This window comes from Streptomyces sp. NPDC056222, from assembly GCF_042264065.1.
In the GTDB taxonomy this organism is placed as follows: domain Bacteria; phylum Actinomycetota; class Actinomycetes; order Streptomycetales; family Streptomycetaceae; genus Streptomyces.
The window spans coordinates 18082-42656 of sequence record NZ_JBHJTL010000014.1; the positions used below are offsets into that span (position 1 = coordinate 18082).

General features: G+C 71.1%; 19 protein-coding genes. 6 read left to right on the top strand and 13 right to left on the bottom strand.

From position 1 onward, the window contains the following. Positions 1–150: 150 nt before the first annotated feature. Complete coding sequence (locus ACFC0D_RS09705) at positions 151–555, bottom strand: DUF5997 family protein (RefSeq protein ID WP_376432966.1); 405 nt, start codon at positions 553–555, stop codon at positions 151–153. Positions 556–613: 58 nt separating this feature from the next. Here ACFC0D_RS09705 and ACFC0D_RS09710 point away from each other — a divergent pair, with 58 nt between their 5' ends. Both ACFC0D_RS09710 and ACFC0D_RS09715 read left to right on the top strand, forming a co-directional pair. Continuing rightward, positions 614–1417 carry a LysR family substrate-binding domain-containing protein gene (locus ACFC0D_RS09710; RefSeq protein WP_376432968.1) on the top strand — a complete coding sequence of 268 codons (804 nt, stop codon included), beginning with the start codon at positions 614–616 and terminating at the stop codon, positions 1415–1417. Positions 1418–1521: 104 nt separating this feature from the next. Then, entirely contained in the window at positions 1522–2544 is a 1023-nt protein-coding gene (locus ACFC0D_RS09715; protein ID WP_376432970.1) for an MBL fold metallo-hydrolase, read from the top strand. Positions 2545–2650: 106 nt separating this feature from the next. Here ACFC0D_RS09715 and ACFC0D_RS09720 read toward each other — a convergent pair whose 3' ends face one another. From ACFC0D_RS09720 to ACFC0D_RS09745, 6 genes are all read right to left on the bottom strand, one after another. Next, positions 2651–3835, bottom strand: coding sequence for a cytochrome P450 (locus ACFC0D_RS09720; RefSeq protein WP_376432972.1), 1185 nt, complete (start codon positions 3833–3835; stop codon positions 2651–2653). After that, complete coding sequence (locus ACFC0D_RS09725; RefSeq protein WP_376432974.1) at positions 3825–4535, bottom strand: tRNA-dependent cyclodipeptide synthase; 711 nt, start codon at positions 4533–4535, stop codon at positions 3825–3827. Before ACFC0D_RS09725 ends, ACFC0D_RS09720 begins: the two co-directional genes overlap by 11 nt. 205 nt (positions 4536–4740) lie before the next feature. Continuing rightward, positions 4741–5766: a LacI family DNA-binding transcriptional regulator gene (locus ACFC0D_RS09730; protein WP_376432976.1), complete on the bottom strand. Its 1026-nt coding sequence runs from the start codon at positions 5764–5766 to the stop codon at positions 4741–4743. Positions 5767–5792: 26 nt separating this feature from the next. Beyond that, positions 5793–6710 carry a carbohydrate ABC transporter permease gene (locus tag ACFC0D_RS09735; protein ID WP_376432978.1) on the bottom strand — a complete coding sequence of 306 codons (918 nt, stop codon included), beginning with the start codon at positions 6708–6710 and terminating at the stop codon, positions 5793–5795. After that, positions 6707–7741: a carbohydrate ABC transporter permease gene (locus tag ACFC0D_RS09740; RefSeq protein WP_376432980.1), complete on the bottom strand. Its 1035-nt coding sequence runs from the start codon at positions 7739–7741 to the stop codon at positions 6707–6709. The genes ACFC0D_RS09735 and ACFC0D_RS09740 overlap by 4 nt, the downstream gene beginning before the upstream one ends. Beyond that, positions 7738–9048, bottom strand: coding sequence for an ABC transporter substrate-binding protein (locus tag ACFC0D_RS09745; protein WP_376432982.1), 1311 nt, complete (start codon positions 9046–9048; stop codon positions 7738–7740). Before ACFC0D_RS09745 ends, ACFC0D_RS09740 begins: the two co-directional genes overlap by 4 nt. Positions 9049–9239: 191 nt before the next feature. On the opposite strand from ACFC0D_RS09745, the gene ACFC0D_RS09750 reads away from it, so the two are divergent. Together ACFC0D_RS09750 and ACFC0D_RS09755 are read left to right on the top strand one after the other, a co-directional pair. Continuing rightward, entirely contained in the window at positions 9240–11261 is a 2022-nt protein-coding gene (locus tag ACFC0D_RS09750) for a beta-galactosidase (protein ID WP_376432984.1), read from the top strand. A 107-nt stretch (positions 11262–11368) separates the two neighbouring features. Next, positions 11369–12967 (top strand): glycosyl hydrolase 53 family protein, encoded by a 1599-nt coding sequence (locus ACFC0D_RS09755; RefSeq protein ID WP_376432986.1) that lies wholly within the window; start codon positions 11369–11371, stop codon positions 12965–12967. A gap of 84 nt (positions 12968–13051) precedes the next feature. On the opposite strand, the gene ACFC0D_RS09760 is transcribed toward ACFC0D_RS09755, so the two are convergent. From ACFC0D_RS09760 to ACFC0D_RS09780, 5 genes are all read right to left on the bottom strand, one after another. Continuing rightward, positions 13052–14458 carry a serine hydrolase domain-containing protein gene (locus ACFC0D_RS09760; protein WP_376432988.1) on the bottom strand — a complete coding sequence of 469 codons (1407 nt, stop codon included), beginning with the start codon at positions 14456–14458 and terminating at the stop codon, positions 13052–13054. Positions 14459–14599: 141 nt separating this feature from the next. Further along, the gene (locus ACFC0D_RS09765; protein ID WP_376432990.1) at positions 14600–15376 is read right to left on the bottom strand and encodes a L,D-transpeptidase family protein; all 777 of its coding nucleotides are present in this window, start codon (positions 15374–15376) and stop codon (positions 14600–14602) included. Between the two features lie 260 nt (positions 15377–15636). Further along, positions 15637–15981 carry a hypothetical protein gene (locus ACFC0D_RS09770; protein ID WP_376432992.1) on the bottom strand — a complete coding sequence of 115 codons (345 nt, stop codon included), beginning with the start codon at positions 15979–15981 and terminating at the stop codon, positions 15637–15639. A gap of 103 nt (positions 15982–16084) precedes the next feature. Next, positions 16085–17596, bottom strand: a complete 1512-nt coding sequence (locus ACFC0D_RS09775) for a carboxylesterase/lipase family protein (protein WP_376432994.1) — start codon at positions 17594–17596, stop codon at positions 16085–16087. Between the two features lie 90 nt (positions 17597–17686). Continuing rightward, entirely contained in the window at positions 17687–20347 is a 2661-nt protein-coding gene (locus ACFC0D_RS09780) for a SpoIIE family protein phosphatase (protein WP_376432996.1), read from the bottom strand. Positions 20348–20517: 170 nt separating this feature from the next. Here ACFC0D_RS09780 and ACFC0D_RS09785 point away from each other — a divergent pair, with 170 nt between their 5' ends. Beyond that, on the top strand, positions 20518–21882 hold the full coding sequence (locus tag ACFC0D_RS09785) for an NAD(P)/FAD-dependent oxidoreductase (protein ID WP_376432998.1): 1365 nt from the start codon (positions 20518–20520) through the stop codon (positions 21880–21882). Between the two features lie 18 nt (positions 21883–21900). Here ACFC0D_RS09785 and ACFC0D_RS09790 read toward each other — a convergent pair whose 3' ends face one another. Further along, on the bottom strand, positions 21901–22989 hold the full coding sequence (locus tag ACFC0D_RS09790) for a magnesium and cobalt transport protein CorA (RefSeq protein WP_376433000.1): 1089 nt from the start codon (positions 22987–22989) through the stop codon (positions 21901–21903). A gap of 176 nt (positions 22990–23165) precedes the next feature. Here ACFC0D_RS09790 and ACFC0D_RS09795 point away from each other — a divergent pair, with 176 nt between their 5' ends. Continuing rightward, positions 23166–24554: a serine hydrolase domain-containing protein gene (locus tag ACFC0D_RS09795; RefSeq protein WP_376433002.1), complete on the top strand. Its 1389-nt coding sequence runs from the start codon at positions 23166–23168 to the stop codon at positions 24552–24554. Positions 24555–24575 lie beyond the last annotated feature (21 nt).

Sequence of the window (24575 nt, forward strand, 5' to 3'; positions counted from 1 at the left end):
GCCCTAGCCCCGGGTTTCCGCCGCCGCGCCACGCCCCCCGCGCCGTGGCGGGCCGGGTCCGGGGGGGGGGCCCGGCCCCCCGCCCGCAAACCGCCGGGCCGTCCACGGCGGCCCGCACGGCTCACTGGTCGGCGGGGAAGCCGCCTCGGGTCAGGAGTCCGAGCGTTCGGCCTTCGCGGCCTTCTCGGCCTGCATCTCCTTGATCCGGACCGCTTCCTTGCGGACCTCGGCCTGGGTGGCGCGCTCCTTCTGCAGCCACTCCGGGTCCTGCTTCTTCAGCTCCTCGATCTGCTCGGTCGTGAGGGCGTCGGTGATCCCTCCCCGAGCGAGGCCGGAGATGGAGATGCCGAGCTTGGCCGCGATCACCGGGCGGGGGTGCGGTCCGTTGCGGCGCAGTTCACGGAGCCACTCGGGCGGATCGGTCTGCAGGGCGTTCAGCTCGGTGCGCGAGACGACACCCTCCCGGAACTCGGCGGGGGTGGCCTCGAGGTACACACCCAGCTTCTTCGCCGCTGTCGCGGGCTTCATCGTCTGGGCGGTCTGGTGCGACGTCATGGTGTCAAGGGTATCGAGCGTGTGAGCTACCTCTGACCACGACCGGTAACCTGGCGGGGTGACTGGCCAGGAAGTATCCCCCTCGTTCCGGCTCGCCTACGTCCCGGGAGTGACGCCCACGAAGTGGGTGCGGATCTGGAACGAGCGGCTGCCCGACGTTCCGCTGACCCTCGTCCAGGTGCCGCCCGCCGAGGCCTGCGCCCTGCTGCGGGACGGAGGCGCGGACGCGGGCCTGGTACGCCTGCCGGTCGACGGTACGGACCTGAGCGCCATCCCCCTCTATGCCGAGACGACCGTCGTGGTGATCCCCAAGGACCACGTCGTGGCGGCGGTGGACGAGGTGTCCCCGGAGGATCTGGCCGAGGAGATCGTGCTGCATCCGCTCGACGACACGCTCGACTGGGAGCGTCCGCCGGGGTTGCCGGCGTTCGAGCGCCCCGCCACGACGGCCGACGCGATCGAGCTGGTGGCGGCAGGGGTGGGGCTGCTCGTCGTGCCCCAGTCGCTGGCCCGGCTGCACCATCGCAAGGACCTCACCTACCGCCCGGTGTCGGACACCCCCGAGTCGCGGGTCGCGCTGTCGTGGCCGCAGGACGAGACGACGGATCTGGTGGAGCAGTTCATCGGAATCGTCCGCGGGCGGACCGTGAACAGCACCCGTGGCCGTCCCGCGACCCCGCCGCAGCCGAAGGGCAAGCGTCCGGAGAAGGGCGGCAGGCCGGCGGCCAAGAGCCCTCGCAGCGGTTCCGGCGGCTCGGCCCGCTCCGGCGGTTCCGGTGGTTCCGACGGCGCGAAGGGCTCCAAGGGCGCGCCCAAGGGCTCGAAGAACGTCAAGCGCGGGAAGCCGCGCCGGAAGCCGTAGCGCCGTCCTCACCGCGCCCGACCAGCGCTCATAGGCGTACACCTATGGCTCCCATGGTGATCCGGTCTTGGACAGGGATGTGCGCCGGCTGATCTTCTGGCGCCATGAGCGACGACACGAACACGAACGCGCGGAACCACCACGGCTTCGCACGGCGGGCGATGCTCCGAGGCGCCGCCGTCGGCGCGGCCTTACCCCTGCTGCCGACCGCGGTGGGCGGCGCGACGGCCGCGACGGCCCGGCCCCGGTCCGCCGACTCCGCCCCCGACCCGGACTCCGCGTCGCTGCGCTGGCTGGGCACGGCCGGCTGGCGGATCGACATCGGCAACCGGACGGTGCTCTTCGACCCGTATCTCACCCGCTTCAGTACGGGCCTCTTCGAGGCGGCCTTCGATCCGGCCACGAAGATCAAGAAGACCGACGCCGGGCTGGTACGGGAGTACGCCGGGAGCCCCGAGCTCATCCTGGTCAGCCACTCCCACTGGGACCACATCGCCGACGTGCCGTACATCGCCAAGGCCACCGGCGCGCGTGTCGTGGGAACCGAGACCACGTTCCATCTGCTCGTCGCCTTCGGTGTGGATCCGCTCCAGATCTCCGTGGTCAAGGGCGGTGAGGTGCTGGACTTCGGCGGCGGCCTGACCGTGGAGGTGGTGGCCAGCCTGCACAGCCGTAACAAGAAGCACGCCTATTTCGCCCCGGGCACCCGCACGGCGCCGCCCACCACCGCCCCCGAGACCATCTCCGACCTGCCGGAGGGCGACACCCTCGCGTTCCAGGTCAGTGCCGGCGCCGGGGGCCCAGCGCTGTTCCTCATGGGCGCCAGCGACTTCTCCGAGCGGGCGGCCGACGGGCTGCGTCCCGACGTGGCGATGGTCGCCGTGCCCTCCAGCTCCGCGACCCACCGCTACGCGCCCCGGCTGCTGCGGGCGCTGGGAAACCCGCCGGTGGTCGTCCCCGTCCACTGGGACAACTTCGAGACGCCGCTGCGCGAGCCCGTGGTCCCCGACCCCACGATGGATCTGACCGGGCTGATCGACCAGGTGCGCCGGGAGTCGCCCGCGAGCCGTGTCGTCGTGCCCGACTACCGGACCGTCTACGGCGGTGACCTGCGGCCCCGCCGCTGACGAGTCACGCACGACCGGCCAGTGCTCGACGGCGCGGGAACGCCGTCGCCCCCGGCGGGTGGCCGGGAGCGACGGCGGTCGGCGTGCGGAGCGGGTCAGGCGACGGTCACCAGGCGACCGGAAGGCGCTCGGGGATGCGCTTCATGAAGCGGGTCCGCCAGACGAGTTGGTCGACCGGGACCGCGAGGTGGAGGTCGGGCATCCTGTCGAGGAGCACCTCCAGGGCGATCTCGGTGTGCCGCTTGCCGAGGGCCGTGGCCGGGCAGTAGTGACCGCCGCCCCCGAACGACAGATGCGCCGCGGCGTTGGGCCGGGTGATGTCGACGGTGTGCGGGTCGGGGAAGACGGCCGGGTCGGTGTTGGCCGCCTCGACCAGGACGAGGAGCAGCTCGCCCTTGCGGACCTCGACGTCGCCGAGGGTGACGTCCTCGAGGGCGAGGCGCGGCAGCCCGTCGGCGATCGAGAGGTTGACGCGCAGCAACTCGTCCACGGCGGCGGGGATCCGCTCCGGCTCCTTGCGCAGCTGCTCCCAGACGTCGGGGTTCTGGAGCAGCGAGAAGATGGCCATGGTGAGGAAGCCCATGGTGGAGATGACGCCCGCGCCGAAGAAGGTGACGCCGACCGTGGCGAGCATCTCGTCGGTCAGGTGGGCGTAGTCGGGGTTCCCTCGCAGGGCGGCGAGTTCGGCCATCAGTCCCGTGGTCGCCGGGTCGTCCAGGCGCTCGACCATATAGGCGATGTCGCGGTCCCAGTTGAGCCGGGCGCCGGTGACGGGGCAGGCCGAGTTCATGAACGCGATGTCCAGGCTGGCGGAGAGGCGCGGCGCGTCGGCCTCGGGTATGCCGAGGATGCGGCAGTGGAGGTTCTCCGCGTACGGGTTGGTGAACCGGCCGCGGAGGTCGACGGGCGGGCCGTACGCGACGAGCTCGTCGACGAGCTCGGAGGCGTGGCGGCGCATCCACTCGGTGAGGCCGTCGCTCTTGGGGTTGATCGCCTTGAGGACGGCCTTGCGGAGCCCCGCCCCGGTGATGTTGCCCATGTTGTTGACCACCTCGGGCGGGATGGTCAGCGCGTACTGCCGGGGGACACCGGGCGCCGAGGTGTCCTTGAGCGAGAAGCGGGGGTCTTCGAGGACCTGCTTGCACAGCTCGTAGGAGGAGACCAGCCAGGCCGGGTCGCCGGCGATGGTGCGGACTCGTTTGACCGGCTCGGCGCGGAGGGACTCGATCTCGGTCGGAAGACGGTCCCCGCGGGCGGAGAACGGGAAGTCGGTGAGCGTGTCAGTGGTCATCGTGGTCTCCGAGGATCGCGCTGACGATGGCGTGGCCCTGGTTGCGGGAGGCGCGCAGTCCGGAGCCCCTGGAGTAGAGGAGTTCGGCCATCGGCAGGAGCTGGTGGTAGCAGTTGAGAGAGGAGGGGACACCGAGGATCGCGGGGGTGTCCAGGAAGAGCGGTGCCTCGGCGCAGATGTACTGGAGGCAGACTTCGCGCTGGCGGGTGGTGGCGGTCTGACCTTCGAGGACCTTGGAGGAGAGGAAGGCCGCGACGAGTTTGTCGCAGGTGGCGAGAAACTCCGGGTCGGTGGCGAGCAGGTCGTCCAAGTGCTTGCGCAGGTGCCGGTAGGCAGGTATGTCGAGGAGCGCGGACATGGGGCGCCCTCGGAGCCGTTCGCCGCCGGGGTCGGTGGCGGCGACGGCGTTGTTGACCTTGGCGCGCACGCCGCGGAGGTTCTTGACCGTCTTGCGGCGGGCCTCGTCCGGCGGGTAGCCGAGGGCCTCGTACATGTCTGCGACGTGCAGGTCGGTGTAGATGAGGTCGACCTGCTCGAAGTTGCGCAGTCCCCAGGTGGCGAGGTCGGCCACGCGCTGAGCGGAAAAGTAGCCGTTTCCGGGGGAGATGCCGATGACCGCGTGGGCGCCTTCGGTGTGGATCACTTGGCAGTGCTGCGTATACGGCTGGACCTTGAAGCTGTCGGTCGCTGTCGTCGACAAGTGAAGAGATGTCCTTCGGGCCGCTAGTCCCGTCGGGGCCGTGTGCCCCTGGTGTGGCGGCGACGGCATGAAGTTACCGGCGATCTCCACAGAGTGACGATTCTGCTTGCGACGTGGCTCGTAATCGTCTGTACACGACCGAAATTGATATGTCGTTCTCGATTTGGAGGGACATATTCCGGCCATTGTCTCGGGTGTTGGACGCTCAGCTCGACTCGCGGCGCACCAGCTCCGTGGGGAGGATGACCGCGGACGGTTCCTCGCCGCCGATGCGGGCGAGCAGCATCCGGACCATTTCCGTGCTGATGCGGTCCCACGGCTGACGGATCGTGGTGAGCGGCGGGCGGGAGGACACGGCTGCCTGGGAGTCGTCGAAGCCGCCCACGGCGACGTCCACGGGGACCCGGCGGCCGGCGCGGTCGAGGGCGTCGAGCACGCCCTGGGCCATCAGGTCCGAGGCCACGAACACGGCGTCGATGTCCGGGGCCCGCTCGAGGAGCTGGGCGGCCGCGCTCTCGCCGCTCGCCCGGCTGTAATCGCCGGTGGCGACCAGCACGTCGTCGACGGGCAGGCCGTACTCGGCCAGCGTTTCGCGGTATCCCGCGAGGCGTTCGACGCCGCCCGGGGTGTCCAGGGGGCCGGTGACGGTGGCGATGCGGCGGCGCCCCGTCTCGTACAGATGGCGGACCATGTCCCGTGCGCCGTCCCGGTCGTCCGCCGCGACGTAGCCGATCTTGGCGGTCTGGCCGAGCGGCTTGCCGCAGGCGACGACCGGGACGCCCGCCGCGTGCAGATGGGCGACGACGGGGTCGCCGGAGTGGCTGGAGACCAGCAGGACGCCGTCGACGTGGCCGGCCTCGATGTAACGCAGATTGCGCCGCCGTTCGTCCTCGGTGCCGGCGATCATCAGCAGCAGCGGGATGTCCTGGGCGGCGAGCGCCTGCGTGCAGGCCCGCAGCAGCACGTTGAAGTTCGGGTCCTCGAAGAACCGCTCCTGAGGCTCGGTCAGCAGGAACGCCACCGAGTCGGACTTGCCGGTGATCAGCGAGCGTGCGTGCCGGTTCACGACGTAGCCCGTTCTGCGGATGGCGGCGTCGACGGCGGCCTTGGCGGAGGGGCTGACGTAGTGCCCGCCGTTGAGGACGCGCGAGACCGTGCCGCGCGAGACGCCTGCCTCCCGCGCCACGTCGTGGATCGTGGCCGGGCGACGCCTGCCCGCTGGAATGCTCATGCTCGTTTCCCCTTGTTCCCCGGTGCTCAGGACTTTACGGCGCCGGACAGCAGATCGAGGCTCCAGAACCGCTGGATGACCAGGAACAGCGCGATGAGCGGGACGATCGCGAGCAGCGCGCCGGTGATGACCAGTGTGTAGAGGGCGGGTTGTCCGGCGCCCTGCTTGAGCAGGGTGAACAGACCGACGGTCATGGGGAACTTCTCGTCGTCGCCGAGCATGATGAACGGCAGCAGGAAGTTGTTCCAGATGGCGACGAACTGGAAGAGGAAGATGGTCACCAGCCCCGGGGACATCATGGGCAGGGCGATCCGCAGAAAGATGCGCCACTCCCCCGCGCCGTCCATCCGGCCGGCCTCCACGAGCTCCATGGGGATCGCGGCCTCGGCGTAGATCCGGCCGAGATAGACGCCGTACGGCGAGAGGATCAGCGGCAGCAGGACGGAGAGGTACGTGTCCGTCAGATCGGCCTCGGCCATGAGCAGGTACTGCGGGATGGCGAGGATGACCGGGGGCATGAGCACGCCGGTGAGGATCAGGTTGAAGAAGGTCTCGCGGCCGCGGAAGCGGTAGACGGCGAGGGCGTAGCCGGCGAGCGCCGACACGATCGTGGAGAGCACGGCGCCGAGGCCCGCGTAGAACACGGAGTTGGCCATCCACCGCCAGTAGAGACCGTCGCGGTACGCGGCGAGGTCGGCGACGTTGTCGCCGAGGCCGTCCCCGGGGAGGAAGGTGAAGGTGGAGAAGAGGTCGGCGCCCGACTTGGTGGAGGCCACCAGGACCCAGGCGATGGGCAGCAGGCAGTAGAGCGCGCCGAGGAGCAGTGCGGCGGTCGGCAGGACGGCGACGCGGCGGGGGCGCGGAGGCCCCTGGGACGTTCCGGGGGTGCTGCCGGCGGCCGGGGCGGCCTTGCGTACCTGCGGCGGGGAGGCGAGCCCGCTCATCGGGTGGCTCCTTGCTTCGTACGACGGTTGGAGGCCCTGAGCAGGCCGAAGGAGAGCAGGAAGGTGGCGGCGGCGAGGACCACGGCGGTGGCCGAGGCGGCGTGGATGTTCCCTCCGGTGAAGGCGTCGTTGTAGACCTTCATCAGGGGGCTCCAGGTGGTGGGGATGCCGTTGGTGAGCGGTCGGAGCGTGGTGGGCTCGTTGAATACCTGGAGCGTGGCGATGATCGAGAAGAAGAACGTCAGGACCAGGGAGGGCGCCACCATCGGGATCTTGATCCGCAGGGCGATCTGCAGCTCCGAGCAGCCGTCGAGCTTGGCGGCCTCGAAGACCTCGGTGGGCAGCGAGCGCAGCGAGGTGTAGATCACGATCATGTTGAAGCCGGTGCCGCCCCAGACGGCGATGTTGGCCATCGCCAGGTACAGCGGGCCGCCGTCCATCAGGTCCGGTTCCGGCATCCCGAGAGCGTCGAGGAGGTAGTAGAAGGGGCTGACGTCCGGCAGGTAGAGGAAGCCCCACATGAGGGCCGCGATGACTCCCGGGACCGCGTACGGCAGGAAGATCACGAGGCGGGAGAAGGAACGGGCCCGCACCCGCTCGGAGTCGAGCAACAGCGCGAAGAACAGGGCGAGTCCGAGCATGACGGGGACGACGATCGCGCCGTAGCCGAGGATCCGCAGGGCGCTGTGGCCGAGTTCGGAGTCGGTGAGGGCGGCGGTGTAGTTCTCCAGGCCCGCCCAGACCTCGCTTCTCGCCCCCTTGCCCAGGCCGAGGCCCTTGACCTCGATCTTGTGGAAGCTGAGCCAGAGCGCGTAGCCGATGGGCAGCGCGAAGAAGAGGACGAAGAGGACGGCGGCCGGGAGGAGAAAGAGGTAGGGGGTGCTTCGCGCGCGCTTGAGGGTGGTGGTGGGCGAGGGAGGGAGCGAGGGGGCACTTCGCCCTCGTTCACGGGTGGTGGCGGGCGACGGGTGGGCGTACGGGGCCGACTGGGCCCCGTACGCCCGGCGCACGCCCTTGATGGGCTGCGTCACTGGGCGACCTCGAAGCCCTGCTTCTCGAGGTCGGCGACGGTGGCGCCCTGCATCGCGGTCAGGGCGGCGCCGAAGTCGGACTTGGCCTTGGCCGCCTTGCCGAACTCGTCCTTGAAGGAGGTGTAGGCCACGTTCACGTTCGGTCCCCATGCGGCGGGGGCGGTCGTCTTCGCGATCTCGGCCGCCTTCGTGTAGAAGTCGGCCCGGTTGGCGAAGAAGTCCGGGGACTTGGCCAGCGCGCCGCCGGTCTGGGCGGCGATGGCGGCCGGGTAGATGCCGGCCTCCTTCACGAGGGCGGCGAGCGCCTCGGGGTCGGTGTTCAGCCAGGTGGCGAACTTCGCGGCGGCCACCTTGTGCTTCGAGTCGGTGGTGACGGCGGTGGTGGATCCGCCCCAACTGCCCGTGGAGGGCTTCGACTCGTCCCACTGCGGCAGCGGGGCCATGGCCCACTTGCCCTTGGTGTCGGGCGCGGCGGTCGTCAGGACGCCCGGCGCCCAGACGGCGCTGACCCAGGCGAGCTGCTGTCCGGTGTTGAGGGCCTTGTTCCAGGCGGGGGTGTACATCGGCTGGTTGTCGATGGCGCCCTCCTTGACGAGGCCGCCCCAGAAGTCGGCGACCTTCTTGGTGCCGGGGTCGTCGATGCCGACCTTCCACTTCTGGTCCTGGGTGGTCCACCACTGGGCGCCGGCCTGCTGGGCGAGGCCGGCGAAGAGACCGGCGTCGTTGGAGGAGAAGGTGGTGAGCGCCTTGTCGGGGGCCTTGGTCTTGAGGGCCTTGGCGGTGGCGGCGAACTCGTCCCAGGTGGTGGGGACCGTGAGGCCGTACTGCTGGAACAGGTCGGTCCGGTAGAAGAACATCAGCGGGCCGGAGTCCTGGGGCACGGCGTAGACGGCGTCGGAGCCGAGCGTGGTCTGCTGCCACAGGCCGGGGGCGAAGGCGTCCTTGACGCCACCGACCTCCTGGGAGATGTCGGCGAGGGCGTCGTTGCTGACCAGCGTCGGCAGCGCCTGGAACTCGGCCTGGACGAGGTCGGGGGCCTGGTGGGCCTTGGAGGCCGTGATGATCTTGGTGACCAGGTCGTCGCCCGAAGCCTGCTTCTGGACGGTGACCTTGATGTCCGGGTTCTTCTTGTTCCAGATCGCGGCCACCTTGTCCATGTTGGGCGCCCAGGCCCAGTAGGTGAGCGATACGGGACCGGAATCGGCCTGCTCGCCGCTGTCGGACGAGCCGCAGGCGGTGAGCACGGCCGCGCCGAGGGCGACGGCGGTGGCAGTGGCGACAACACGGTGGCGCAAAACGATGGGCATGGAGCCTCTCCCCTGACGAGCGGTCCTTCCGTCGCGGAAGGACCTGCCATGCATCTGTGAGCGTTCACAGTAGAGAAACGTTCCGGACACTTGTCAATGGTGGATCGTGTGCGGTTATGTTGCGTTGCCACATCGAGATCTGATGTGTGTACGTTCCCAGATGTTCGAGTTCGACGCTCAGGAGACACCTCATGCAGGACACCGGCCCCCGAGGTCTGCACCGCCTCGCCTTCGGCGGGGACTACAACCCCGAGCAGTGGCCGGAAAGCGTCTGGCAGGAGGACGTTCTCCTGATGCGCGAGGCCGGCGTCACCATGGTGAGCGTCGGAATCTTCTCCTGGGCGCTGCTCGAACCGGAGCCGGGAACATACGATTTCGGCTGGCTGGACCGGGTCCTGGACCTGCTGCACGAACACGGCATCCGCGTCGACCTCGGTACGCCGACGGTGGTGCCGCCCGCGTGGTTCTACCGCGCCCACCCCGAGGCGCTGCCGGTCAGCCGCGAGGGTGTGCGCTACGCGTTCGGCTCGCGCGGCGCGATCTGCCACAGCTCACCGGCGTACCGCGAGGCTGCTGCCGGGATCACCACGAAGCTGGCAGAGCGGTACGCGGGACACCCAGCGCTCGCGATGTGGCACGTGCACAACGAGTACGGCGTCCCGGTCAGCGCCTGCTACTGCGACACCTGCGCGGCCCACTTCCGCCGGTGGCTGGACGAGCGGTACGGATCGGTCGAGGCCGTCAATGAAGCGTGGGGCACCGCTTTCTGGGGCCAGCACTACACCTCGTACGAGCAGATCGACCCGCCGCGCCTGACCCCCACCGTGGGCAACCCGGCCCAGCAGCTCGACCACCGCCGCTTCGCCGACGCCACGATGCGCGAGAACTTCCGCATGGAACGGGACATTCTGCATCGGCTCTCCCCCGGCGTCCCCGTCACCACCAATTTCATGACCGCGCTCAGCCAGTGCGACTCGGTCGACTACTGGGCCTGGGGCCGCGAGGTCGACCTCGTCACCAACGACCACTACCTGATCACCGACGGGCGCCGCACGCACGTCAACCTCGCCATGGCCGCCGATCTGACCCGCTCCGTCGCGGGCGGCGCGCCCTGGCTGCTTCTCGAACACGCCACCTCCGGGGTCAACTGGCAGCCCCGCAACCCCGCCAAGCGTCCGGGAGAGATGGCCCGCAATGCTCTCGCCCATGTCGCGCGCGGATCCGAGGGCGCGATGTTCTTCCAGTGGCGCCAGTCCCGCAGCGGCGCGGAGAAGTTCCACTCGGCGATGCTGCCGCACGCCGGAACCGACTCGCGCGTCTGGCGCGAGGTGGTCGGACTCGGCGGCGATCTCGACTCGCTGGCCACGCTGCGCGGCACACGTACCGTCCCGGACGTCGCCATGGTGTGGGACTGGCAGTCGTGGTGGGCGCAGAGCCTGGAGTGGCGCCCGACCGAGGACCACGACGCGCGCGAGCGCGCCGACAGCTTCTACGAGACGCTCTACGACCGGCATCTGACCGTGGACTTCGCCCACCCGGAGGCCGATCTGTCGGCGTACCCGCTGGTCGTGGTGCCCGCGCTGTACCTCACCACCGAGGCCGCCGGCCGCAACCTGCGGGCGTACGTGGAGAACGGCGGCACGCTCGTCGTCTCGTACTTCTCCGGGATCGTCGACGAGCACGACACCGTCCACCCGGGTGCGTACCCGGGCGTCCTGCGCGACGTGCTCGGCCTGACGGTGGAGGAGTGGTCACCGCTCGGCGAGGGCGAGTCGGTGCGGATCGCGGGCCCGGGCGGGGCGACGCTGCCGGCGGACGTCTGGACCGAGTTCGTGGTCGAGCGCGGGGCCGAGCCCGTGTGGACGTACGCGGACGGGCCGGCCGCCGGGCGGCCCGCCGTCACCCGCCACCGCCTGGGCAAGGGCACCGCCTGGTACGTCTCCACCCGGCTCGACGCGGTCTCGCTGGACACCGTCCTCGGCACGGCCTGCGAGGACGCCGGCATCGCGCCTCGCGGCGATCTCCCGCACGACGTCGAGGTCGTCCGCCGCTCCGGCGACGGTGGTGACTACCTCTTCGCCCTCAACCACACGGAACACGACGCGAAGGTGCCGCTGGAGTCCCCCGGCACCGAACTCCTCGGCGGCGAACGCGCCGCCGGCCACCTCGCCCTCCCGGCGGGCTCGGTCCGCGTCGTACGTCTCGACGCCTGACCGCTCCCATGACTCCCCGGGGGCGGGCGTCCCGCACGCCTGCCCCCGGGTGAACGGCACCACCGCACCACCTCCCTTTCCCCTCCACCGTCGAAGGGACATCGACGATGTACGCCGTTCCCCGCGCCCTGCGGTCGCTCATGTCAGGTACACGTCTACGAGTCGCCGCGGCCTCCGCGCTCGGCGCCCTGCTCCTGGCCGCACTGCCCGCGGCACCCGCCCAGGCGGCGACCACGCTCGCCAACACCGGTTTCGAGGCCGACGGCACCGGAACCGCCACCCCCTCCGGCTGGTCCACCTACTCCGCGACCGGCCAGAACGCGGCCTCGTTCACGGAGGCCGGCGGCCATGCCGGGAGTTACCGGCTGAGCCACTGGGCCTCGACCGCCTACCAGGTGGAGACGTACCAGTACCTGTCCGGGCTGACCGACGGCTCTTACACGCTGAGCGCCTGGGTGCGCTCCAGCGGCGGCCAGAGCACCGCCCGTCTCGCGCTGCGCAACTGCGGCTCCGCCGAGCAGCGCACCGACCTGCCGCCCACCCAGAACGGCGCCTGGATACGCCTCGTGACCTCGGTGAAGGTCACCGGTGGCCAGTGCACGGTCAGCGTCGACTCCCACGCGTCGGCGGGACAATGGCTCAACGTCGACGACCTCACCTTCACCTCCGGCTCGACGGGCCTGCCCGTCAGGGGCGTCGACATCTCCTCGCTGAAGAAGAGCGAGGACCTCGGCGGTACGTACCGCACCGGCACGGGGGCGACCGGGGATCCCGTGGCGATCCTGAAGTCCGCGGGCGCCACCTACGGCCGGCTCAAGGTGTGGGTGAATCCGGCCGACGGCTACAACAACAAGGCGCGCGTCCTGGCGACGGCCCAGCGCATCAAGGCGCAGGGCATGAAGCTGCTCGTCGACTTCCACTACTCAGACACCTGGGCCGACCCCGGCGCCCAGGCCAAGCCCGCCGCATGGGCCGGTCACTCGTACAGTCAGCTCACGACCGACGTGTACAACCACACCTACGACGTCCTGAACGCGCTGAAGGCGCAGGGCACGACGGCGGACATGGTGCAGATCGGCAACGAGATCAACACCGGGATGCTGTGGCCCGAGGGCTCGACGGACAACTGGCCGCAGCTGGCGGGGCTCCTGAAGGCGGGCGTCTCCGCCACCAAGGCCGTCTCCTCCTCCACACAGGTCGCGCTCCATCTCGCGCACGGCGGCGACAACGCCCTGTACCGCTGGTGGTTCGACAACGCGACCGCTCAGGGCGTCACGTACGACGTCATCGCGGTGTCCTTCTACGGATACTGGCACGGATCCCTGTCCGCGCTGCAGACCAACCTCGACGACATCTCCGCCCGCTACGGGAAGAAGGTCATGGTCGCCGAGACGGCGTACCCGTTCCGGCTGGACAGCGAGGACGGCCACGAGAACATCATCGACACGTCGGCGGAGCTGGTCTCCGGCTACCCGGCGAGCACGGCCGGTCAGTCCGCCTGGCTGCGGGACGTGATGAACGTCGTGGAGGCCGTGCCGAACGGTCGCGGACTGGGTGTCGTCTACTGGGAGCCCACCTGGACCGCCGTCGCCGGCAACGGCTGGGACCCGGCGGACCCCGCGTCGGGCAACGGCTGGGAGAACCAGGCCCTGTTCGACTACGACAGCAGGCTGCTGCCGGCGGCCTCCTGGCTCGCCCATCGCTGACCGGAGACCACGGCGACCGGCCCCGCCTCCCTGGGGAGTCGAGGCCGGTCGCTCGGTGGAGCCGGTGGAGAGCCTGTGGAGCCGTCACGCGGAGCCGGTGGGCACCCGGCCGAAGACCCGTCCACCGAGGTCGATTCCGGCGATGGCGCCGCTCGCGTCGCGGGAGAAGAAGCCTCGCTGCCCGGCCAGTCCACCCGCGGTGACGATGAACTCGTCGCCGCCACCGGGCAGCAGGCCCATGGCCGCCGGCTCGTAGTCCGCGGGCATCTCGTAGTCGGCCGCCGCCCGGATCTCCGGCTTGATCCCGGCCGCGAGGGTCAGCTCCGCCCCGTCGGTGGCGACGGCGAGCGTCATGGCGTCGTTCTCGTACACCCCGACCACCTCCTGGGCCCGCGCCGCGTCGTACGGAAGCGGCTCCGGGTCCTTGTCCACGACGCCGAGGTAGTGCTCCAGGGCCCAGCGGACGGCGGTCCGGTTGAAGGGGATGCCGTCCGGGCCGGCGTTGGACATGGCGACGACGGCGAAGTTCCGCTCGGGCACGAGCAGCAGTTCGACGAACTGGCCGTTGACCGAACCACCGTGCTCGATGGTCCTCACGCCGTCCACCTCGCGCAGGAACCAGCAGAGGCCGAAGCCGTCGCCGAGATTGCTGCCGCGCAGCTCGACCGTCTGCTCCCGCATCCGGTGCAGCACCTCGGTCGGCAGCAGCCGCTCGCCCTTCTCCGTGAGACCGTCGCCGAGCTGGAACCGCGCCCAGGCGAGCACGTCCGACGCCGAGGAGGCGAGACCCCCGCCGGGGTTGTTGGCCCGGGTGAGCTTCCACTCCCTCGCGACGGCGAGGTCGCCGTCCTCGCCGGGGTTGTGGCCCACGGCGAACCGCCTGGTCATGACCTCGGCGGTGCCGAAGAAGCTGTGCGAGAGCCCCAGCGGCTCGACGAGCAGCGAGGCGATGGCCCGCTCGTACGTCAGACCCGTGACGCTCTCCAGGACCCGCCCGAGCAGGTTGAACGCGGCCTGGCTGTACGAGGCACGGGCGCCGGGCTCGCCGACGAACTGCAGCTCGGCCATCTTCGCCACGAAGGCGGCCAGGGCGTCGTCGCCGTCCCCGGTGTCGACGATGAGGTTCCAGTCGAGGCCCGAGGTGTGGTTGAGCAGGTTCAGGACGGTTATCTCGGCCGCCGCCTTCTCGTCGGCCAGCACGAGTTCGGGAACGTACCGGCGCACCGGCGCGTCCAGCTCGCCCCGGCCGTCGGCGACCAGCCGCATCAGCGCTGTCGCCGTGAAGGTCTTCGTCACGGAGCCCAGGAGGAAGAGCGTGTCCTCGTCCACGGGGAGCGGGTTGTCGAGGCTGGTCACGCCATGGCTCGCGAAGACCTCGCGGCCGTCCGCCCACACGCCCACGGTGACACTGGGGATGTCGAACTTCTCGGCCGTCAGCGCGACGAACTCGGTCAGCTCGGTCGGGGACTTCTGGGTGGTGTCGGCACTCATGGAGGTTGCTCCTGATCGGGTGTCGTCGTTCTTGATGACCACGACGATGCCCGGGCGCCCTGACAGCCCGCAGACCGCTCGCTGACAGGCTGCACTGTCGCCTGTCAGCGCACAGCGCGCCCTGTCAGCCCCCTCTTCGGATCACCGCGCGATCTCCTCGGCGGGACCCATCACGATCACCGGTTCCTTGGCCGGGTCCAGGTGGCGCAGCAGCAGTCGCATGACGTCGGCCGTCAGGGAGATGCACCCCTGTGTGGGGCCGCCGTGGTCGACATGGATCCAGACGCCTCCGCCACGCTCCTCGCCGAGCGGGCGTTCCTTGTCCAACGGGGTCGTTCCGGAGACGCGGTTGTAGTCGATGGCGACCACGTAGTCGAACGACCCCTCCAGGGGTTCGCCGAGGAAACCGGTGCCCGGGGAGACGAACTGCTCGTCCTGGTCGTAGGGCAGCAGGGCTCCGGGGTCCGGCATCAGGCCGCCGGCGTCGCCGAGCGTGAAGACTCCGATGGGGGTGCGCAGATCGCCGACCGTGTGGTCGTTCGTCCAGCCGCGCAGCGCGTTGTGCGCGGTCCAGGGACCGGCGGCGCGCTGCCACCGCCCGGCCGCGTCCCGCTCGTAGAGCACCGCCTTGGCCACGTTGGTGTCGCGGGTCTTCCCCGTGACCACGAACACCTGACGTGTGCCGTCCGGAATTCTCGTGCGGGTGGCGGGGCCGAGCCCGGGAGGGGCGGCAGGCCGGGCCGCGGGTGCGGCGGGCCGGGGCGCGGCGGCCCCGGAGCCGGCGTTCTTGGCGGCGGCGCGGGGCGGGGCGGGTGGCTTGGATTCCTCGTGCGACACCGTCATGTAGCCGACCACGGCGAGTGTCGCGCACAGGGCGGCGGTCAGCCCACGGCCGGGGCGTACCTTCCTGACAGGCATGGGGCGGCATCCTCCGACGCTCGGGAACGGCAGTGCGGCGATGTGTACCCGGTCCGCGTGCGTCTCTGTCGGAAGAGCGGCTTACTCACCCGACCGGGGCAGAGCCGGCTGATCGCCGAGATCGTTTCTGAACAGCCGTCAGAGGACGAGGCGCCCTCACAGGAAGCGCCGGCGCGCCGTCAGGAAGGCGCGCCGGCCTGGCTCTCCTGACGCACCTCGACCGGGAGTGCGGTCCAGATCTCCGAGTTCATGATCCGGTGTCAGGCGGTGGCGGTGGGGGTCTCGTCGAGCTCCCAGGCGTGGCGCTTGAACTCGCGGACGAAGTCGGGGTGGTCCTCCCAGTTGCGGGCGACGCCGCGCAGGACGTCCCAGTTGTGCTCCAGGGCCTGGTCGATGATGTTGCGCATCGCCGGGTCGGCCGCCGCCCGCTGCTCGGCGAGGCCCTTGACCGCCGCGGCGGCCTTCACGGTGCCGAGGAGGGCCCGCAGGGCGCGGGAGGTGTCGTCCATGCCGAATCCGTGGTCGCTGCCGTTCTCGGGGTCGAACAGCGGCCGGAGGCGGTCCTCGATGAACGCGGTGATCCGCTCGAAGTGCTGGACGTCCATCGGGGTCTCCCTCTTCTGCCGCTCCACCACGGGGCCCGGCCTGTCGCGTGTTTCTGTCGTCCGCGCGGTGCTTCGTCCGCGCCCCGTGATTATCCCGTGTGCCCTACGGGAACGACGGCGGGGCCATCCGTACGTCGTGCCACTGGGCGTGCGCGGCGCTCGCGCCCTCCGTGCGGTCGTCGGGCACGCCCCAGACGTGGACGGCGGGTGCGGCGGCGTCGGTGAGAGGGGCCCACCCCGGGTCTCCGTTGGCCGCGAAGGCGGCCCAGGCGTCGACCATCCGCCGGGACAGTGCACGGTCGTCGGCGTCGGCGGGGCCGCCGGTCAGGAAGTCGACGCCCGTGGCGTCCAGGGTGCCCAGGGCAAAGGGCACGTCGGCCGCGTGCCAGGCGCGCACCGGACTTCCGTCGGGTCGGGTGCGGCGGCGGTCGAAGCGGGAGACGAAGGTGCGGCCGCCCGCGCGGGCGTGGGCCTCGGCGATGCGCACGGTGGGCACGGTGAAGACCGCGTCGCCCGCGAGGGCGAGGAGGACGTCGAGTACCGGCGCGCCGGGCATGAGGTCGCGGTAGGCGACGACGAGGTCCGGGGGGAGGCCGTAGTCGGCGGCGAACCGGGCGAGGCCGTCGTCCGTGGTGACCGGCGGCATGCTGCCCACCTGGTGCATCAGCCAGTACTCCTCGGTGGTGTGGCAGACGAGGAGGTCGACGGGGTGGGCCGCGCCGTCGGAGGTCGGGGCCTCGACCGGGTCCCGGCTCAGCAGCACGCCGTCGAGGACGGGGCCGTAGAGGACGGTGTCGTAGTGGAGGAAACCGGAGTCCGGATCGTCGGCGTACCGCGCCACCACCCGGTCCGACGCCTCGACGAGAGCGCCGGGGATCGCGGAGAGCAGTCCTTCGGCGGTGGGGGCGACACCCGCGGCCTCGGCCACCTCGCGGGCCAGGCGCTCGGCGAGCTCCTGCGGGAAGAACGCGTCGGGGACGCTGTGGGCGATGGCTCGGTGGAAGAGTCCGTCGGCCCGCGCGCTGCTCATCAGGCAGGCGATCGAGCCGCCGCCTGCGGACTGACCGGCCACCGTGACGTTGTCGGGGTCGCCGCCGAAGGCGGAGATGTTGTCGCGGACCCACTGCAGCGCGGCGATCTGGTCGAGCAGTCCCCGGTTGTCGGGGAGGCCGGGGACATGGCCGAACCCCTCGAATCCGAGGCGGTAGTTGCACGTCACCACGGTGAGTCCGGCGCGCGCCAGGGCGGTCCCGTCGTAGTCGGGCTGGGCGGACGAGCCGAAGGTGTAGGCGCCGCCGTGGATCCAGAAGAGCACGGGCTGCGGCTGCGAGGTGTCCGCCGTGGACCAGATGTTGAGGGTGAGGACGTCCTCCTGGTCCGCGCGCCAGACGGGGGCGCCCGGGAGCTCCGCCGACTGTGGCACCACCGGCCCGAAGCCGGTGCAGTCGCGTACTCCGTCCCAGGCCTCGGCGGGCATCGGCTCCCGGAAGCGGCCGGCTCCGAACGGCGGTGCGGCATAGGGGATGCCCAGGGTGACGCGCAACCCGTCGACGACCGTGCCCCGCACCGATCCCTGCTTCGTCACCACGATGTCCTCGGCGGCACGCGCACGCACAGGCGGAACTCCCCCTCTTGGTCGTCGCCGGTGTCTCCGCGCGACAGGACACCCTCGCACGGGGCCGGGGGCCGGGCAATCGGATAAAGATCATTCCGGGGCGGCGGTGTCCGGCGCGGCAGGATCGCCGTCCAGGGGCTGTTCGGCCCAGATCACCTTGCCCTCCCCTGTGTAGCGGACGCCCCAGCGCCGGGTGAACTGCGAGATCAGGAAGAGGCCGCGTCCGCCCTCGTCGGTGGTGCGCGCGTGGCGGAGATGAGGGGAGGTGCTGCTGGCGTCGAAGACCTCACAGATCAGGGTGCGTTCGAGGATGAGGCGCAGTCGGATCGGTCCCGAGGCGTGGCGAATGGCGTTGGTGACCAGTTCACTGACGACGAGTTCGGTGGTGAAGGCGAGCTCCTCCAGCCCCCACGCGGCCAACTGGCGTGCGGTCATCACCCGGGCGCGGGCCACGACGGCCGGTTCGGCGGGCAGTTCCCACACGGCGACCTGCCCGGCCGCCAGGCTGCGGGTCCTGACCAGCAGGAGGGCCGCGTCGTCGGTGTAGGGCCTGCTGGGCGCCAGTTCGTCGACGACGCTGCGGCAGAGTTCGTCCAGCGGCAGGTCCCGCGACCGCAGGACGCGGCCCAGTCCTTCCTTGCCCGCGCCGGGCACGGCGATCAGGCCCTCGGTGTAGAGAGCCAGCACGGTGCCCTCCGCCAGGGGCAGTTCGACGGACTCGAACGGCAGCCCTCCGATGCCGAGGGCCGGGCCGGGCGGCAGTGCGGGAAAGTCGATGGTTCCGTCCGGAGCGACGACGGCGGGCGCGAGGTGACCGGCGCTCGCGAGTTCGCAGCGCAGGCTGACGGGGTCGTAGACCGCGTACAGGCAACTGGCGCCGACCGCCCCGAGGTTGGCCTCGCCGCCGATGCCGGCCTCCCGCCCCTCCCGTGTCGCCTGGAGGACGAGGTCGTCCAGGTGGGCGAGGAGTTCCTCGGGCGACAGGTCGAGGTCCGCGAGGGTCCGGACGGCCGTACGGAGCTGGCCCATGGTCGCGGCGGCCTCGATGCCGTGCCCGGGCACCTCACCGACGACGAGGGCGACGCGGGCTCCCGAGAGCGGGATGACGTCGAACCAGTCGCCGCCGAGGCCGGAGAGTTCGTCGGCGGGACGGTAGAAGGAGGCCGCGTCGACGGCTTCCTGCTGCGGTACGCCGTGCGGAAGGAGGCTGCGCTGGAGGACGAGCGCGGCGGCCCGCTCGCGGGCGTAACGGCGGGCGTTGTCCAGGCAGACGGCGGCGCGGGCGACGAGCCCTTCGGCGAGCCGCAGGTCGTCCTCGTCGAACACCTCGTCCCGCCGCGAGCGGAAGAACGTGGCCACGCCGAGGGTGACGCCCGGGGCGAGGATCGGCACGACCATGGCCGTGTGCGCCAGGGGGTCGGTGGACGGCCGTCGGGCGGCGTCGGCGGACGGGGGCCGCGCCGGCTCCGCCGGCGTGGACGGTACGGGTTCGGCGGAGGGGGGCTCCGCAGGCTCGGCGGGGGCGGTGCGTACGGCGTCGGCGGACGGGGGCTCCGCCGGCGCGGCCGTCGTGGCCTCCCCAGGGCTCGCGGTCGCGACCGGTCCCGTACTGTCGCGGAGTTCCGGCCCCGTGGCCGGAAGGGCCGACTCCCTGCCGGCGGCGTCCAGCCGGGCGGCGATCCAGGACCGGCCGTGGGCCAGGCAGCCGATCTGAGGGGACGACGGCAGGTAGGCGGCCTCCTTCCCCGGCTCCACCACCGCCTCGGAGGCGCCCGCGCACGCCATCTGGGCCCCCGCGCGCACCAGGCGCACGGCCTTGGCACCGGCGGTCAACCCCGGCGACGGCTCGGCGCCCCGGATCACGGAGTCCAGCAGGTCGACGGCGACGAAGTCGGCGAGGCCGGGCACCGCCACGTCGGCGAGGTCCTGGGCGGTCCCCATGACGTCCAGGCTGCGGCCGATGTGTTCGCTGGCCAGCGCCATCAGGGCGAGCCTGAGGCGCGCGCGGTAGCGCTCGGTGATGTCGACGACCGCGTAGCAGACCCCTAGGGGGCGGCCGTCGTCGTCCTCGAGCCGGATGAACGACATGGAATGGGCGTGGTCCCGGCCCGGAACGGCCCGGGTGCGGCCCACGTGTTCGTACCCCGTGACCGGTTCACCGGTCTCGAGGACCTGGCGCATCTTCGACTCGACGAGCTCCGCGTTGAGGCCGGGCTGGATCTCCGCGAGCCGTCGGCCGCGGCGCTCGTCGGCGCGGCCTCCGCCGAAGTGCTCCAGCGCGGTGTTGGACCATAGGCAGCGCAGTTCGGTGTCGACCAGCGCGAGCCCGACGGGGGCCTCGGTGACCATCCGTTCCAGCAGGGCGGGCCCCATGGTCCACTGGCGGGACCGTGCCGCTCCGGCGGCCACGGCCAGCCAGCGCGCCGGTGTCGCGTCCTCGGGCAGGGGCAGCAGGGTGGCGTCGACGGCGATGTCACGGCCGTCACGGTGACGTGCCAGGAGGACACCCGACCAGCCGCCGTCCGTTGTGCAGCGCTCCACGATGGCGGGCAGGCGTGCGACCTCGATCGGCGCGAGCAGGGACTCGACGTGCCTGCCCCGCAACTCCTCGGGCGAGTGGCCCAGGAGCCGTTCCGCGGCGTGCGGGCGGCCGACGACGACCCCGCCCTCGTCGAAGAGGAGGACGACGGAGTCCGCGACGCCGAACGCCGGCGCCTGTCCGGTGGTGTCTGTGTCCTCGGGTCTCCCCACGGCCGTCGGCTCCGTTCTCGGCTCCCACCCTGCTTTTCCCTTTTATCACACTGTGCACTCTTCTTTCCGGGCACTGCGCTGCCGTCACCCCTTCGGCGGACGGGCCGGGTTCCCGCGCCGCCGGAGGGGTTAGTCAGCACTCAAGGACCGACGACCCGGAAGGCGGGCACGTGACTCGACCGAAGATCCTCGTGGTGGGCGCCGGCTTCGCCGGGGTCGCCTGCGTGCGTCGACTCGAGCGGCGGCTGACCGCGAGGGAGGCGCAGATCTCGCTGCTCACGCCGTTCTCGTACCAGCTGTATCTGCCCCTGCTCCCCCAGGTGGCGGCGGGGGTGCTGACACCGCAGTCGGTCGCGCTGTCACTGCGGCGGAGCGAGCGGCACCGAACCCGGATCATTCCGGGCGGCGCGGTCGGTGTGGACACGGCCGCGAAAGTCTGTGTCGTCCGGACGATCACGGGTGAGCTCGTGAACGAGACGTACGACCATCTGGTGCTGACGCCCGGCAGTGTGACGCGGACCTTCGACATCCCCGGTCTGAGCGAGCACGCGCGGGGGATGAAGACGCTCGCCGAGGCGGTGTACATCCGCGACCATGTGATCGCCCAGCTCGATCTCGCCGACGCGGGCCAGGACGAGGCCGAGCGGGCGGCGCGGCTGCGGTTCGTCGTGGTGGGCGGCGGATACGCGGGGACCGAGACGGCCGCGTGCCTGCAGCGGCTCACGCACAACGCGGTCAAGCGGTATCCGCGCCTGGATCCGAAGCAGATCAAGTGGCATCTGGTGGACCTCGCCCCGAAGCTCATGCCGGAACTCGGCGACAGGCTCGGGGGCGCGGCCATGGAGATCCTGCGCCGACGCGGGATCGAGGTCTCGCTCGGCGTCTCGGTCGCCTCCGTCGACGACGACGCGGTGACGCTCACCGACGGGCGGGTGCTGCCGAGCCGGACCCTGATCTGGACGGCCGGGGTGGCCGCCAGCCCGCTGATCGGCACACTGGGCGCGGAGACGCTGCGGGGCCGCCTCGTGGTGACACCGGACATGGTCGTGCCCGGGCTGGACGGGGTGCACGCCCTGGGCGACGCCGCGGCCGTACCGGACCTGGCCAGGAACGAGGAGGGGGCGATCTGCCCGCCGACCGCGCAGCACGCCCACCGTCAGGGCAAGCAGGTCGCCGACAACATCGTGGCGACCCTCCGGGGCGAGCAGACGTACCCCTACTTCCATCGGGATCTCGGTCTGGTCGTGGATCTGGGCGGGCGGGACGCCGTCTCGAAGCCGCTCGGCGTGGAGCTGCACGGGACGCCCGCCCAGGCGGTCGCCCGCGCGTACCACTGGGCGGCGCTGCGAACCCAGGTGGCGAAGACGCGTGTGATGACGAACTGGCTGCTCAACGCCGTGGCCGGCGACGACTTCGTGCGTACGGGGTTCCTGGCGTCCCGGTCCGGGACGCTGGCCGACTTCGAGTACACCGATGCCTACCTCACCCCCGAACAGGTCCGGGAGCACACCTCGGCTCTGCGGTCTCAGGGCTGAGGCCCCGGCGCCGGTGGGTCAGAGCCAGCCGTTGCGGCGGAAGCTGCGGTGGAGGAGGACGCAGGCGGTGGCCATCGCGGCGACGACGATCGGGTAGCCGTAGGTCCAGCGGAGTTCCGGCATGTGCTCGAAGTTCATCCCGTACACCCCGCAGACCATCGTCGGGACGGCGATGATCGCCGCCCATGCCGTGATCTTGCGCATGTCCTCGTTCTGGGCGACGGTCACCTGCGCCAGATGTGCCTGGAGGATCGAGTCGAGCAGGGCGTCGAAGGACGTGATCTGTTCCGTGACCCGCGAGAGGTGGTCGGCGACGTCGCGGAAGTACGGCTGTATGTCCGGGCCGACGAGCGCCAGCGGCTGCGCGGCGAGGGCCTGCAGCGGGCGGTCGAGGGGGGTCACCGCCCGCTTGAGTTCGAGCAGTTCCCGCTTCAGCTGATAGACGCGACCGGCGTCGCCGCGGGACGACTGCTCGCTGAAGACGGCCGTCTCGACCGCGTCGATGTCGTTCTGCACGGCGTCGGCGACCGCGAGGTAGTCGTCCACCACGTGGTCGGCGATGGCGTGCAGAACCGCTGCGGGACCCTTGGCCAGCTGTTCGGGCTCCGCCTCCAGCGCTTCGCGCAGCGGGCCGAGCGAGCCGTGCCTGCCGTGCCTGACGGTGATGACGAAGTCGGAACCCGTGAAGACCATGAGCTCGCCGGTGTCGACGACCTCGCTGGTCGCGGTGAGCTCTTCGTGCTCGACGTAGCGGACCGTCTTGAACACGGCGAAGAGCGTCTGGTCGTACCGCTCCACCTTCGGCCGCTGATGGGCGTGTACGGCGTCCTCGACGGCCAGCGGATGCAGCCCGAAGAGCTCGGCGAGTCCGGCGAACTCCTCGACGGACGGCTCGTGCAGCCCGATCCAGACGAACCCGTCGCCGGACTTGCGTACCCGCCGGACCGCCTCCTCCGCGGGGCAGGGCCCCCGCTGCCGCGCCCCGTCCTCGTACACCACACAGTTGACGACCGCGGTCCCCAGCGGCGAGCGCGCAGGGTGGCTGAGGTCGACGGTGCGACGGTAGGCGCGGCGGACGGTGCGCCGGAGGTTGCGGATGATGGGCACGTGGGGCTCCTCGGGACGATCAGCGGTCAGTGTGCCATCCACCGGCTGTGAGCGGGACTCCTGACAAATGTCACAGGGTTCCTGTGCACAAGATCCTCCCGGGGGTGGAGGTCGGGCCGAGCGCGCGGGCCGAGGATGAATCCACCGCATTCGAACGAGGGAAGCAGGATCCACCCATGTCTTCGTCCCGCAGGGCCCGACTTTCGTCCGTCGCCGCGGCCACCCTGATAGCACTCTCCGCCTCGGCGTTACCGGCACAGGCCGTCGCCGCCGAGCCCGGCTCCGCCACGGCCGCGTCCCCCGTCGCGGCGGCCCTCCCCGGCCACGGTCTCGACCGAGCGGCGCTGCGCGGCTCGCTCGACGCCTTCCACAAGGCGGGGATGTACGGCGCCTATTCGGCGGTCCGCGACGGTTCCGCGCAGTGGCGGGGCGCCACCGGTTTCGCCGACGTCGACACCCGTCGGCCCGCGCGGCCGGACCTCGAGCACCGGGTCGGCAGCATCACCAAGACCTTCACGGCCGTCGCCGTCCTCCAGCAGGTCGGGGCCGGACGCATCGACCTGGACGCTCCCGTCGGCCGCTACCTTCCGGACGTCGTGCCCGGCGAGCGGGGCCGCCAGGTGACCGTGCGGATGCTGCTCAACCACACCAGCGGCATCGCCGACTACGTCCTGCCCGCCTTCCCCGGCATCCTCGAGAACCCCGGCAAGACCCTCGACGAGAACCGGCTGCGGCACATCGCCCCCGAGGAACTCGCCCGCCTGGGACTCGCGGCCCCGCCCGTCGTGCAGCCCGGGAAGCACTCGTACTCCAACACCAACTACATCCTGGCCGGGATGATCCTGGAGCGGGTCACCGGGCAGAAGGCCGAGGCGTACATCACCCGGAACGTCATCCGCAAGGCCGGCCTGCGCCACACCTATTTCCCGCGTACCGCGTCCATCCAGGGACCGCACGCCAAGATGTACGAGTCGTTCTTCGGTCTCATCGACCCGCCCCGCGACTACAGCGACTACGACATGTCGTGGGCCGGCACGGCCGGCGCCCTCGTCTCGACGACGGGCGACCTCAACGACTTCTACCGCGCGCTGCTGAAGGGGCGGCTGCTCGGCGCGGCCGAGCTGCGCGCGATGAAGACCACCGTCCCTGCGTACGAGACGGAGCCGGGCGAGGAGTTGAGGATGGGCTACGGCCTGGGGATCTACACCCTCAAGATGCCCAGCGGCGGCTGGTACTGGGGGCATGACGGAGGTGTCTTCGGCGCCGGTACATGGGCCCTGTCCACCGAGGACGGCCGTCGTCAGGTCGCCATCGGCTACAACCTCATGAAGTACCAGCGCTTCGACGACCAGGGCCGTCCGCTGCCGGACCCCGTCACCGACGCGCTGCGCGCCCACGTCGACGGGGCCCTGTCCGGCGCCCCCGCGCCCGCCCGCGGTGACGCTCCCGCGCCCGCCCGCGGTGACGCTCCCGCGTCCGCCCGTGGTGTCGCGCCTCAGCGTGCCGAGGCGCTGCCCGGTCTGCCGATCGGCCCGGACGCCATACACCAGGCGTCCCTCCGGTAGACGCGCCCACTCCCTCCGAGA